The following is a 12,811-nucleotide window of genomic DNA, read 5'->3' on the forward strand; positions in this document are numbered from 1 at the left end:
TCCATTCCAGACACGCTGCTCGACCCGATCACCCTCGGGGATGTGCTCCGGGTGGCCTCGGCCTCCGACTACTCCCGCTGGGAAGACCAGATCCGCCGCACCGGCGGCTGCTCCGACCCCATCCACCTGTCCGGCTGGGTCCTCCACAAGGACAAGACCACCGGCGAGACCCTGCACCACTACTCCACCGAGAACGAGCCTGGCAGGCGCCTCCGTCTCGCCTGCGGCAACCGCCGCGTCTCCCGCTGCCCGTCCTGCGCATGGACCTACGCGGGCGACACCTACCACCTGATCCGCGTCGGCCTGGCCGGGGACGACCGCCGCGACGTCCCCGCCACCGTCCGCGATCACCCGCGCGTCTTCGCCACCCTCACGGCTCCCTCGTTCGGTCCGGTCCACAACCGGCCCGACCATGGCGCCTGCCGGTGTGGCACTCGGCATGCTCCCGATGCTCCGGAACTGGGCACCGCTCTCGACCCGGACACCTACGACTACGCGGGCGCCGTACTGTTCAACAACCACGCCGGTCAGCTCTGGCAGCGCTTCACCACCCGGCTCCGCCGCGAACTTGCCGCCCGTGCCGGCCTGACCCGCCGGGAACTCGCCGACCACCTTCGCCTCTCGTACGGCAAGGTCGCCGAGTTCCAGAAGCGTGGGGCTCTGCACTTCCACGCCGTCATACGCCTCGACGGCCCGGATGGACCCGGCACCCCGCCGCCCGCCTGGGCCACGGTTGGCCTCCTCACCGACGCGATACGCGCGGCTGCGGCGCACTCGTACGCCTCGGTCTCGGTCCCGGCTGCTGGTGACCAGCCGACCAGGACGTTCCGCTGGGGCCGACAGCTCGACGTCCAGCCGGTGAAGGCCTTCGGCGACGGCTCCGACATCACCGAACAGGCCGTCGCCTCATACGTGGCCAAGTACGCCACCAAAGCAGCCGAGAACACGGGCACCTTGGACCGCCGCATCGGCGAACTCGCAGAACTCGACCGCTACCACGTCCCCGACCACACCCGCCGACTCATCACCGCATGCCGTGACCTGGACGTCCTGTACCCGGACCGGCGCCTGTGGGCCTGGGCGCACATGCTCGGCTTCCGCGGGCACTTCTCGTCCAAGTCGCGCAGCTACTCCACGACGCTCGGCGCCCTCCGCCAGGAACGCGCCGACTACCGCGCCGCGCAAGAGGCATCTGCCCTCGGGCTGGACGACCGCGAGCCGGACACCGTCCTCGTTCTGACCGACTGGCAGTACGCGGGCCACGGCCACACCCCGGGCGAAGCCGCCCTTGCCTCGACCATCGCCCGGCAACTCCAGACCAACCGCGAGACCGCGCGCGACGCCTTGAACGGGCTCGGCACCATCGAAAGGGAGTGGTGATCGTGGACCGACTCCTCACTGTGGATCAGGTCGCTGCCCGTCTCGGCACCGGGCTCCGCTTCCCGCGTCGACTCATCGAGGAACGCCGCATCACCTTCGTCAAGGTCGGCCGACACGTCCGCATCCCGGAGAGCGCGGTCGACGAGTACGTCAGCGCTCACACGGTGGAGCCGATCATCCTGCGGCCCTCTTCGGCGTACAGGAGGGCTGCCTGATGGCTGGCAAGCGCAAGTCTCGCCGCAGCTTCGGCCGCATCCGCAAGCTGCCGTCCGGCCGGTTCCAGGCGCGGTATCCGGGGCCTGATGGTGTACTCCGCCCCGCCGATCAGACATTCGCCACCACGACGGACGCTGACCGCTGGCTGGCGCGTAAGCGCATCGAGATCGAAGAGGGACGCTGGCTCGATCCGACAGACGGACAGACCACCCTCCGGGACTGGTCGGCTCGCTGGTTCACTGCCGTCTCCCCGCAGCTCAAGCACAAGACTCAGGCGTCGTATCGGTCCCTGATCAACTCGCTGATCGCCCCGGCATTGGGCGACCGAGAGCTGTCCAGTCTCCGACCCATCACCATCGCCGAGTGGGTGGGCGCGATGAAGACACGGGGGCTCAGCGCGTCGCGGATCCGGCAGGCGTACCGGGTGCTGTCACAGATCATGCGCTCTGCCGTCGACAACGACATGATCTCGCAGTCCCCGTGTAGGGGCGTGAAACTGCCCCGGATGCCGCAGACCGAGCCGCACATCCTCACGCCGCTGGAGGCATCGCGGATCGTCAAGGGCGCGACAAAGCCGCATGACCTGCTGATCGCCCTCCTTGCGTACGCAGGCCTTCGGGTCGGTGAGGCTTTCGCCCTGCGGCGCGTGGACATCGACGTGTCCGGAGGCTTCGTCCTGGTCGACGAGAACCTGGCCGAGGCGAACGGCACGCTGGTCTTCGACACTCCCAAGTCGCATCAGAAGCGACTGCTCCGCGTGGGCCCGTCCCTCGCCAAGCGGCTCGGCCGGCATCTGGAGACTCTGCCTGGCGGGGATGACGCGCTCCTCTTCACGACTCCGGGCGGCAAGCCCCTGCGCTACAACCAGTGGCGCAAGGCGTACTTCGACCCCGCCGTGTCAGCAGCTGGTCTGAACGACGTCACTCCGCATGATCTGCGCGCCTCGCACGGCACTTGGGTCGCTGACCGGTACGGGGTGATGACCGCTGCCCACCGACTCGGCCACTCGAACGCCAGCGTTACCACCCGCCACTACGCCCGGCCGGTCGCCGGTCGCGATGATCAGGTGGCGGAAGCGGCGGACACCTGGCTCCACGGGTCGGACACCGGCGACGGCTCCGCGGGCGCCGTTTCGGATTGATCGTCGCGCGACTCAGTTGGCTGGCCCCTGACCATGCACCTGGTCGGGGGCCGCCTTCTTGCCTGAATGTCCTTGGACGTTCCGGCCCGACCCACGGTAGAACCCAGTGTGTGACCGTCTTCTACTGCGCCAAGTGCGGGACAGCCCTCACCGGGGACCTGGTGGCGCTCCCGGCCGTTCCGCAGGTGGATGACCCAGACGATGGCAGGGACGCGAAGACCGGTCGGGCTCGATCCACCGTCCCCAACGGGCATTACGCCATCGACCCCGAGCCGTGGGGTGCCCCGTTCGTCGTCGCCGATGAGCCCCGTCGCCTCGTCCACAGCGGTGGGCGCGAGCTGCTGCGGGTTGCCAGCACCGGCGTCACGCTGTCCGCCGGGTGGCGTGACAGCTTCGTCGTACACCCGGAGGATGTCCTGCCGCGCCTCGAACCCTTCGAGCTTGGGAACAACTGGCTCGGGTGCTGCGGGCCCACTGGTGCGCATGGGCCCAACCTGGCGTGCTGCTGCGGCTCCCGCCTGGCCACCTGGGCGGCCGACTGCATGGGCCCGAACGAACTCCACCTCGACCCGGTCCGTGTCTACGCCTGGAATGAGAATGGACCGGCAGACAGTCAGTGACCGACTGGCACATGAGGCACGGCCTCGTCCGAGGGGCACGCAGCGGGCACAACGATGAGGACGACGGACCGGTGGAGCGCCAGTAACCGTCTGACCTGCGGGGAAGGTCCAAGTGCCCCAGGGTGCCGAAAGGTCTTGAAAACCGTCGTGGCGCGAGTCACCGTGGGTTCAAATCCCACACCCACCGCACAGCTGAACGGCCCCTGACCAGGCAAGACGGTCGGGGGCCGTTGTGCTGCCTGCTGCCCGCCAGTCACCGTGTCTCCCCCCCCGGTTTCTCGTCCGATCGGGCACGGAAGGGGCCCGCGCCCGCATGGGCGAACAGTCAGCGGATGGACTCGTCCATGAGCAGGTAGAGCAGGCCGACGAGGGAGCCGCTGCTGACGATCTCGCGGCGGTCGATCATGCCGCGGATGTCGGCGAGCGGGATCCACTCGATCCGGTCGGACTCGTTCTTCTCGGTCGGCGGGCCCACGTAGGTCGCCCCGTCGGCCCGGAAGAGGTGGTGCTGGGAGTTGGTGATGCCGTTGGCCGGTTCGGCGTAGATCAACGGCTTCACGGGGCCCGGGCGATAGCCGGTCTCCTCCAGGACCTCACGGGCCGCCGCGTCGGCCGGGGTCTCGTCCTCCTCGACCAGGCCCATGGGCAGTTCCCACGCCCAGGTGTCCGTGATGAAGCGGTGCCGCCACATCATCAGGACCTCGCGCCGTTCATTGAGCACCGCGGCCATGGCCAGGTGGCGGAGCCTGACGACGTGGTGTTCCCAGCGGTTCCCGTCCGGCGTCTCGATGTCGGTGAGCCACGGGTCCACCCACTCGTTCTCGTAGATCGGCCGTTCCCCGTGGATCTTCCACTGCATCGCTGCGGCCCCTCTCGATCGGCTTCCAGGATCGCAGAGCGTTCCCGGAGAGGTGCCGGGTTCAGGGTTTTCACCGCGCCCGAGAGGCGCTTCTGGCTCAGGCCACCCGAACTCGCCCCTCAGCGGGGCCATTGGGGTCGGGCGGCCTCGATGTGCAGCCAGTCCTGGTGCGCGTGCCGGCGGGGTGGTGGGGCGGTTGCGGCGGTCGTTTGCCTTGACAGCCGTCATCGATCTGACGGACAGTCAGAAACGGAAAACCGAACTCGTGAACCCGTAGCCCGGACCCGATCCCGATCCCGATCCGTACGCCCGTGCCCGGGAGGCAGCCGTCATGCACCTTGCCCAGACGGAGCGGCAGCGCCTGTTGCGCGCCGAACTCCGCTCCTATTTCGCCAGGTTGATGCCGAGCAAGGCCGCCACGGCGGGGTCCCTCGTCGACGACCCGGGCGAACAGCGGCGGTTGCTGCGGAGGATCGGTGCGGATGGAATGCTCGGGCTGGGCTGGCCCGTCGAGTACGGCGGCCAGGGGCGCGGACCCGACGAGCAGTTCGTCTTCTTCGACGAGGCATACCGGGCGGGGGCGCCCGTCTCGATGGTCACCCTCAACACCGTCGGCCCGACGCTGATGAAGTACGGCACCGAGGAGCAGAAGGCGTACTTCCTGCCCCGGATCCTCAGCGGCGAACTCGTCTTCGCCATCGGCTACAGCGAGCCGGAGGCCGGTACGGACCTCGCGGCCCTGCGTACCAGGGCCGTACGGGACGGCGGCTCCTGGGTGATCGACGGGCAGAAGATCTTCACCAGCAACGCGCAGAACGCGGACTGGATCTGGCTGGCCTGCCGCACCGAGCCGGGGGCGCCGAAGCACCGGGGCATCTCGATCATTCTGGTGCCGACGGATGCCCCTGGCTTCTCCTGGACGCCGATCGAGACCGTGGGCGGGCTGACCACGACGGCTACCTACTACGACGGGATACGGGTGCCCGCCGGGCATCTGGTCGGTGAGGTGAACGGCGGCTGGGGGTTGATCACCAACCAGCTGAACCACGAACGGGTGGCCCTCGCCGCGATCGGGATGCAGGCCGAGGACTTCTACGACGCGGCCCTCGCCTTCGCCGGCACCCCCGATCCGTTGACGGGCCGGCGCCCGGCCGACGAGCCGTGGGTGCGGGCCCGGTTGGCCGAGGCGTACGCGCGGCTGACGGCGACCCGGCTGCTCAACTGGCGGCTGGTGGGCGACGTCGGCGCGGGTTCGCTGGCGCCCGGTGAGGCGAGCGGCGTGAAGTTCGCGGGGACCGAGAGTGCCGTCGAGGTGTACCGGATCTGCCAGGAGGTCGTTGGGGAGGCCGGAACCGTGCGGGGCGGGTCGGCCGGCTGCTTCGGGGACGGGGAACTGGAGCGGATGAACAGGGCCGCTCAGATCAACACCTTCGGGGGCGGGGTGAGCGAGGTGCAGCGGGAGATCGTCGCGACCATGCGGCTCGGCATGAAGAGGGGCAAGCGGTGACCCGTACGCGGCAGGAGAGGGAAGAGCCGGAGGCAGAGGACACGCTGTGCACGCGCCTCAAGGGATACGAGGGGCGGCCCGCCGCGACCGCGGGCGTCGGCAAGGACCCGGTCAACGAGCCGATGATCAGGCACTGGTGCGAGGCCGTGGGCGACACCAACCCGGCCTACACGGGACCGGAGGCGATCGCCCCGCCGACCATGCTCCAGGCGTGGACGATGGGCGGTCTGTCGGGGCACACCAGCCGTTCCGGGGCGTACGAGGAACTGCTCGGCCTGCTCGACGGCGCGGGGTACACCTCCGTGGTCGCGACCGACTGCGAACAGGAGTATCTGCGGCCGCTGAGGCCCGGCGACCGGATCACCTTCGATGCCCTGATCGAGTCGGTCTCGGAGCGGAAGACGACCCGCCTGGGAACGGGCCACTTCGTGACGACCCGGATGGACGTACGCGTGCGGGGCGAACTCGCCGGGAGGCACCGGTTCCGGATCCTGAAGTACGCGCCGGCGGCGGTGGGGCGGCGGGCGACGGAACGTTTGCCCGCAGAGCGTCGGCGGGTGGAAGGGCAACCCCCGGAACGAGGGCAGGGACAACGAGGGCAGGGACAGGGACAGGAGCCGGGACAGGTGCAGGAGGGGAATCGGGGGGCGGCGGGCCGGGCCGCGGCGGAGCAGGCGGGTCGGCGCCCGCGCCCCAGGCCGGTCGTCAACCGCGACAACGCCGGATTCTGGCAGGGCGTCGCCGAACACAAGCTGCTCATCCAGCGGTGCGCCGGGTGCCGGAAATCGCGTTTTCCCTGGTTGCCCGGCTGCAACGCCTGCGGTTCCCAGGAATGGGACACGGTCGAGGCGAGCGGCGAGGGCACTGTCTTCAGCTACGTGGTGATGCACCACCCGCCTTTCCCCGCCTTCAGCGCGTCCGACGAGGGCGGGCCGTACGCGGTCGCGCTGATCGAGCTGGCGGAGGGGGTGCGGATGGTGAGCAATGTGATCGGCGTGCCGTACGACAAGGTGCGGATGGGGATGCCGGTGCGGCTCGAATTCCTCAGAACCGACCCGGAGTTGGCACTTCCGGTCTTTCGTGGGGGTGAGGGCTGAGATGGACTTCACCCCCACCGAGGAGCAGGCGGCGGCGCAGGGGCTGGCCGCGCGGATCTTCCGGGACCTGTCCACGCACGAACGTCTGGCCGCGGCCGGCACGGGCACCGACACCGGACTGTGGAAGGAACTCTGCGCGGCCGGCCTGACCGCGGCGGTGGAGGAGATCGGGCTGCTCGGCCTCGTGCTCCTACTGGAGGAGCAGGGCCGGGTGACGGCTCAGGTGCCGTTCGCGGCGAGCAGTGTGTACGGGCTCCTCGCCATCGCCGAGCACGGCACGGACGAGCAGCGGGAGCGGTTGCTTCCGCCGTTGCGGGACGGTATGGAGGCCGCCGCCGGGGCGTTCCCGTCGCGGGGCGGGATCCGGGCGGACGGCGAGGGGCGGTTGAGCGGCGGCACGGCCTGTGTGCCGTGGCTGCGGGATGCGTCCATGGTCCTGGTCGCGGACGCGGACCGGCGGCTGTGGATCGTACGGACCGACGGGCCGGGCGTGGTGATGGAGCCGGTGGAGACCACGGCGCCGTGGTCGGCCGCGCGGCTCGTCCTGGACGGGGCGCCCGGGGAGCGGCTGGGCGGCGCGGGAGCGCGTGAGCAGGTACGTCCGTACGACGATGCGCGGGCGTACGAAAAGGTCCTGGCCGCGAGCCGGATCGCGTTCGCCGGGTTACAGGCCGGAGTGTGCGCCGGTTCGCTGGCGCTGGCCGTGGCCCACACGAACTCCCGTGAACAGTTCGGGCGCCCGCTCTCCACCAACCAGGCGGTGCTGATGCGTGCCGCCGACGCCCATATGGACACCGAGGCGATACGGGTCACCGCGTACGAGGCCGCGTGGCGCCGTGATTCGGGCCTGCCGTACGCGGCCCAGGCGCTCACCGCCGCGTGGTGGGCGTCGGAGGCGGGGAAGCGGGTGGTGCACGCGGGGCAGCACCTGCACGGCGGGGCGGGTGCCGATGTCGAACATCCCGTGCACCGGCACTTCCTCTGGGGGCGGCAGCTCGACGCCCATCTGGGCTGCGGCAGCGAGGTGCTCCAGGAACTCGGCGCGCTGCTGGCGTCGGCGGAGGAGCCGGTTCGCGAACCAGGAGCCGAGGAACGGACGAGGGAGCCGGAGTGAAGGTCGGCGAAGAGCTGGAGCCACTGAGGATCGAGGTGACCCGCACTCTGATCGTGGCGGGCGCCATCGCCTCCCGGGACTACCAGGACGTGCACCACGACGCGGAAGCCGCCCGGGAAAAGGGGTCGCCGGACATCTTCATGAACATCCTGACGACCAACGGCCTGGTCGGCAGGTACGTCACGGACCGCCTCGGCCCGTCCACCGTGCTCCGCAGGGTCGCCATCAGGTTGGGCGCGCCCAACCACCCCGGGGACACCATGGTGCTCAGCGGCACCGTCACCGCGCTCGGTGACGACGGGACGGCCGAAGTGGCGGTCGTCGGGCTCAACGGCCTCGGCAGGCATGTCACCGGAACCGTGACCGTGACCGACGGCCACACGGGCGCCACGGTCGCAGGGAGCGGCCCGCCCCCGGCACCGGAGGGGGTGGCATGAGTCTGCGGAGGTCCGACTCGCTCGGCGGCAGGGCGGCGATCGCGGGCATCGGAGCGACCGAGTTCTCCAAGGACTCCGGGCGCAGCGAACTCAAACTGGCCGTCGAGGCGGTGCGGGCCGCGCTCGACGACGCCGGGCTGACCCCGGCCGACGTGGACGGTCTGGTCACGTTCACCATGGACACCAGCCCGGAGATCACCGTCGCCCAGGCGGCCGGGATCGGCGAGCTGTCCTTCTTCTCGCGCGTGCACTACGGGGGCGGGGCCGCCTGCGCCACCGTCCAGCAGGCGGCGATGGCCGTGGCGAGCGGGGTGGCCGAGGTCGTGGTCTGCTACCGGGCGTTCAACGAGCGCTCCGGGCGCAGGTTCGGCTCCGGGGTGCAGCACCGCGAGCCCACCGCCGAGGGCGCCGCGCTCGGCTGGAACCTGCCCTTCGGGCTGCTCACCCCTGCCTCCTGGGTCGCCATGGCCGCCCAGCGCTACCTGCACGTCTACGGGCTGACGCCCGACGTCTTCGGCCATGTCGCCGTCACTGACCGCCGCCACGCCGCCCGCAACCCGGCCGCGTACTTCTACGGGAAACCGATCACCCTGGCCGACCACGCCGCGTCGCGGTGGATCGTCGAACCCCTGCGGCTGCTCGACTGCTGCCAGGAGACCGACGGCGGTCAGGCGGTCGTGGTCACCAGCGCGGAGCGTGCCCGGGATCTGCCCCGGCCCCCCGCCCTGATCGCCGCCGCCGCGCAGGGGGCGGGCCGGGCACAGGAGCAGATGACCAGTTTCTACCGCGACGACCTGACCGGTCTGCCGGAGACGGCGGTGGTCGCCCGGCAGCTCTGGCGGAACTCCGGGCTCTCCCCGGCCGACATGGACGTGGGCATCCTCTACGACCACTTCACGCCGTTCGTGCTGATGCAACTGGAGGAGTTCGGGTTCTGCGGACCGGGTGAGGCCGCCGACTTCGTCGCCGCCGACGCGCTGCCCCTGAACACACACGGCGGCCAGCTCGGGGAGGCGTACCTGCACGGGATGAACGGGATCGCCGAGGCGGTCCGGCAGATCCGCGGCTCGTCTGTGAACCAGGTCCCCGGCGCGGCCACCGCTCTGGTCACGGCGGGCACCGGCGTGCCCACCTCGGGACTGATCCTGAGCGCCGACGCGTGATCCCGGAGCCGATCGTAGAGCCCTGACGAGCCGCGAAGGAGGCGACGAGCCGGGAGGGGACGGGGGCGTGCGGGCGAGCGGGGAGGAGGCCAGAGGGGTGCGGGCGAGCCGGGGAGAGACGGGGGACGTGCGGACGAGCCGGGAGGAGATCAGAGTCGTCCGGACCAGCCGGGGTGGGGCCAACACCGCGCGGACGAGCTCGGATGGGCCCGTAGCCGTGCGGACAGCCGCGGACCGGGCCGATCGGGCCTGGTCGGTCCCGGGCCGTTCCGGCCGGGCGTTGTCGCGGTGGCCTTGCGATCGGTCGTCGTGGCTCGTTCCCTGGTCGTGGTCGTGCTTGTGGCTGTGGTCGTGGTTCGTCGGCTGGTCGTGGCCGAGGTGCCTCGCCCGGTCGTCACCGTGGTCCGTCCGTAAGCGCGGTCGATCCCCATCACAGGTGACCCTGAGCCCGCGTGGCGACGGCTCCACCTACAGGAGGTGGAGCAGACCCCACCCCTACACCCTGAGAGGGACGCCCTTTCGGGACCTGGGGCCGATCCCCGCGACGGCGCCCGCTTCTAGCGTGGAGCCATGACCACGTCAGTCCGCACGGGCACCTCCGGGGGAACCGCCGGTACGGGACACGTCCCGCACGGCTCATGCGCCGCGCACACGTCGCGCACCGCGCACGCACCACACGCCTCGCGGGCCCAGTACGCGCCGTATCCGTCGTTCTCCTCGTTCGTGCGGGCACGCGGGCCCGTACTGCTGCGCGCCGCCCGTTCGCTCACCGCCAACCCGAGCGACGCCGAGGACCTGTTGCAGACCGCGCTCACCAAGACCTACGTCGCGTGGGAGCGGATAGAGGACCACCGGGCGCTCGACGGCTACGTCCGCCGGGCCCTTCTCAACACCCGTACGTCGCAGTGGCGCAAGCGCAAGGTCGAGGAGTTCACCTGCGACGAGCTGCCCGAGCAGGAGGCCCCGGGCACCCTCGATCCGGCTGAGTACCAGTCGCTGCACGACGCGATGTGGCGTGCCGTGCTGAAGCTCCCGGACCGTCAGCGGGCCATGGTCGTCCTGCGCTACTACGAGGACCTGAGCGAGGCCCAGACGGCCGAGGTGCTCGGGGTGTCCATCGGCACGGTGAAGAGCGCGGTCTCGCGGGCGCTCGGCAAGCTCAGGGAGGACCCGGAGCTGACCCTGGTCCGCTGACGCCGGTCCGCCGACCAGGGTTCGGTGCCCCGGCCCATGGAGCGGGTTTGGCAAGGCTTCGGCGAAGCCGGGGGTCGGCGGTCGCGCGGCGCGAACCCTTCGCCACGCCCACCGCCGTGACGCACAGCAACGCCCGGTCCCGGGTCACGTCCCGAACGCAGCACACGTCGGGCACGAAACACACGGCGCTAAACACGGGACGGAACATGCGCTCCCGAACGCCACGCGCACGAAACCACGCGGCCACGCAAACTCGTGACCTCGGAACTAGTGACATACCGCGTGGTATGTGAGCAGAATCAGCGGAACCCTACTGCCGCGTAGCGCCCACCGGGAGGACGCCGTGCTGAGCACCATGCAGGACGTACCGCTGACCGTCACCCGCATCCTCGAACACGGGATGACCATTCACGGGAAGTCCCAGGTCACCACCTGGACCGGCGAGCCCGAGCCGCAGCGGCGCAGCTTCGCGGAGATCGGCCGGCGGGCGGCGCAGCTCGCACACGCCCTGCGCGACGAACTCGGCGTCGACGGTGACCAGCGTGTGGCGAGCCTCATGTGGAACTGCGCCGAACACGTGGAGGCGTATCTCGCAGTCCCGTCGATGGGCGCGGTCCTCCACACGCTCAACCTGCGCCTCCCCGCCGAGCAGCTGATCTGGATCGCCGAGCACGCCGACGACAAGGTCGTCATCGTCAACGGTTCGCTGCTGCCGCTGCTCGCGCCGGTGCTTCCGCGCCTGACGTCGGTCGAGCACGTGGTCGTCACCGGGCCGGGCGACCGTTCCCTCCTCGACGGTGCGCGGCCCCGAGTGCACGAGTACGAGGAGCTGATCGCCGGCCGCCCGACCACCTACGACTGGCCCGAGATCGACGAACGCCAGGCCGCCGCCATGTGCTACACCTCCGGCACCACCGGCGACCCCAAGGGCGTCGTCTACTCCCACCGCTCCGTCTACCTGCACTCCATGCAGGTCAACATGGCCGAGTCGATGGGCCTGACGGACCGGGACACCACACTGGTGGTCGTTCCGCAGTTCCACGTACTGGCCTGGGGGCTGCCGCACGCGGCGTTCATGTCCGGCGTCAACATGCTGATGCCGGACCGGTTCCTGCAGCCCGCGCCGCTCGCCGACATGATCGAGCGTGAGCGGCCGACGCACGCCGCCGCCGTGCCCACCATCTGGCAGGGTCTGCTCGCCGAGGTCACCGCCAAGCCCCGCGATCTCACCTCGCTGGCCAGGGTCACCATCGGTGGCGCCGCCTGTCCGCCCTCGCTCATGGGGGCGTACGACAAGCTCGGCGTCCGCGTCTGCCACGCCTGGGGCATGACGGAGACCTCGCCGCTCGGCACCATAGCCATCCCGCCGGCCGGCGTGAGCGAGGACGAGGAGTGGGCCTACCGCATCACCCAGGGGCGTTTCCCGGCCGGTGTCGAGGCACGCCTGGTCGGACCGAACGGCGAACACCTGCCGTGGGACAACGCGTCGGCCGGTGAGCTGGAGGTGCGCGGCCCCTGGATCGCAGGGGCGTACTACGGGGGCGCGGACGGCGAGGACCTGCGCCCCGAGGACAAGTTCAGCGCGGACGGCTGGCTGAAGACCGGGGACGTCGGCGTGATCAGTCCGGACGGCTTCCTCACCCTCACCGACCGGGCCAAGGATGTCATCAAGTCCGGGGGCGAATGGATTTCGAGCGTTTCGCTGGAGAACGTCCTCATGGCGCACCCGGACGTGGCCGAGGCGGCGGTCGTCGCCGTCCCGGACGACAGGTGGGGTGAGCGCCCGCTCGCGACGGTCGTGCTCAAGGACGGTGCGGACGCCGACTACGAGGCCCTGCGGGCCTTCCTCATCGAGTCCGGGATCGCCAAGTGGCAGCTGCCGGAGCGCTGGACGGTCATCCCGGCGGTGCCGAAGACGAGTGTCGGGAAGTTCGACAAGAAGGTCATCCGCAAGCAGTACGCGGAGGGCGAGCTGGACGTCACCCACCTCTGAGGATCGCTCCTTGAGGCGACCGCCTCCGAACCCCGCCTTTCGAGGCACGGCCTCTGAGGCCCGGCTTTCGAGGTGACCGTCTCCGGCCCC

The 12,811-nt window shown here is 70.5% G+C and carries 12 protein-coding genes; 11 read left to right on the forward strand and 1 reads right to left on the reverse strand.

The window, feature by feature from the left end:
* Positions 1-3: 3 nt before the first annotated feature.
* From repSA to ACIHCL_RS18460, 4 genes are all read left to right on the forward strand, one after another.
* The gene (gene repSA, locus ACIHCL_RS18445) at positions 4-1,380 is read left to right on the forward strand and encodes a replication initiator protein RepSA (RefSeq protein ID WP_399863198.1); all 1,377 of its coding nucleotides are present in this window, start codon (positions 4-6) and stop codon (positions 1,378-1,380) included.
* Complete coding sequence (locus tag ACIHCL_RS18450) at positions 1,380-1,595, forward strand: helix-turn-helix domain-containing protein (RefSeq protein ID WP_399863200.1); 216 nt, start codon at positions 1,380-1,382, stop codon at positions 1,593-1,595. The genes repSA and ACIHCL_RS18450 overlap by 1 nt, the downstream gene beginning before the upstream one ends.
* Positions 1,595-2,737, forward strand: a complete 1,143-nt coding sequence (locus ACIHCL_RS18455; protein ID WP_399862931.1) for a tyrosine-type recombinase/integrase — start codon at positions 1,595-1,597, stop codon at positions 2,735-2,737. Before ACIHCL_RS18450 ends, ACIHCL_RS18455 begins: the two co-directional genes overlap by 1 nt.
* 110 nt (positions 2,738-2,847) lie before the next feature.
* On the forward strand, positions 2,848-3,357 hold the full coding sequence (locus ACIHCL_RS18460) for a hypothetical protein (protein ID WP_399862932.1): 510 nt from the start codon (positions 2,848-2,850) through the stop codon (positions 3,355-3,357).
* 325 nt (positions 3,358-3,682) lie between these two features.
* Here the strand turns inward: ACIHCL_RS18460 and ACIHCL_RS18465 are convergent, their stop codons facing one another.
* Positions 3,683-4,216 carry an NUDIX hydrolase gene (locus tag ACIHCL_RS18465; protein ID WP_399862934.1) on the reverse strand — a complete coding sequence of 178 codons (534 nt, stop codon included), beginning with the start codon at positions 4,214-4,216 and terminating at the stop codon, positions 3,683-3,685.
* A gap of 331 nt (positions 4,217-4,547) precedes the next feature.
* Here ACIHCL_RS18465 and ACIHCL_RS18470 point away from each other — a divergent pair, with 331 nt between their 5' ends.
* The 7 genes from ACIHCL_RS18470 to ACIHCL_RS18500 all read left to right on the forward strand — a co-directional run bounded on the left by ACIHCL_RS18470 (position 4,548) and on the right by ACIHCL_RS18500 (position 12,721).
* Positions 4,548-5,723, forward strand: a complete 1,176-nt coding sequence (locus ACIHCL_RS18470; RefSeq protein ID WP_399862936.1) for an acyl-CoA dehydrogenase family protein — start codon at positions 4,548-4,550, stop codon at positions 5,721-5,723.
* On the forward strand, positions 5,720-6,820 hold the full coding sequence (locus ACIHCL_RS18475; protein WP_399862938.1) for a bifunctional MaoC family dehydratase N-terminal/OB-fold nucleic acid binding domain-containing protein: 1,101 nt from the start codon (positions 5,720-5,722) through the stop codon (positions 6,818-6,820). Before ACIHCL_RS18470 ends, ACIHCL_RS18475 begins: the two co-directional genes overlap by 4 nt.
* 1 nt (position 6,821) lies before the next feature.
* On the forward strand, positions 6,822-7,934 hold the full coding sequence (locus ACIHCL_RS18480; RefSeq protein ID WP_399862940.1) for an acyl-CoA dehydrogenase family protein: 1,113 nt from the start codon (positions 6,822-6,824) through the stop codon (positions 7,932-7,934).
* Positions 7,931-8,371 (forward strand): MaoC family dehydratase, encoded by a 441-nt coding sequence (locus ACIHCL_RS18485; RefSeq protein ID WP_399862942.1) that lies wholly within the window; start codon positions 7,931-7,933, stop codon positions 8,369-8,371. The genes ACIHCL_RS18480 and ACIHCL_RS18485 overlap by 4 nt, the downstream gene beginning before the upstream one ends.
* Positions 8,368-9,534 carry a lipid-transfer protein gene (locus tag ACIHCL_RS18490; RefSeq protein WP_399862944.1) on the forward strand — a complete coding sequence of 389 codons (1,167 nt, stop codon included), beginning with the start codon at positions 8,368-8,370 and terminating at the stop codon, positions 9,532-9,534. The genes ACIHCL_RS18485 and ACIHCL_RS18490 overlap by 4 nt, the downstream gene beginning before the upstream one ends.
* 570 nt (positions 9,535-10,104) lie before the next feature.
* Complete coding sequence (locus ACIHCL_RS18495) at positions 10,105-10,728, forward strand: SigE family RNA polymerase sigma factor (RefSeq protein ID WP_399862946.1); 624 nt, start codon at positions 10,105-10,107, stop codon at positions 10,726-10,728.
* 343 nt (positions 10,729-11,071) lie between these two features.
* Positions 11,072-12,721 carry a long-chain fatty acid--CoA ligase gene (locus tag ACIHCL_RS18500; RefSeq protein ID WP_399862948.1) on the forward strand — a complete coding sequence of 550 codons (1,650 nt, stop codon included), beginning with the start codon at positions 11,072-11,074 and terminating at the stop codon, positions 12,719-12,721.
* Positions 12,722-12,811 lie beyond the last annotated feature (90 nt).

This window comes from Streptomyces sp. NPDC052042, from assembly GCF_044548345.1.
Lineage (GTDB): Bacteria > Actinomycetota > Actinomycetes > Streptomycetales > Streptomycetaceae > Streptomyces.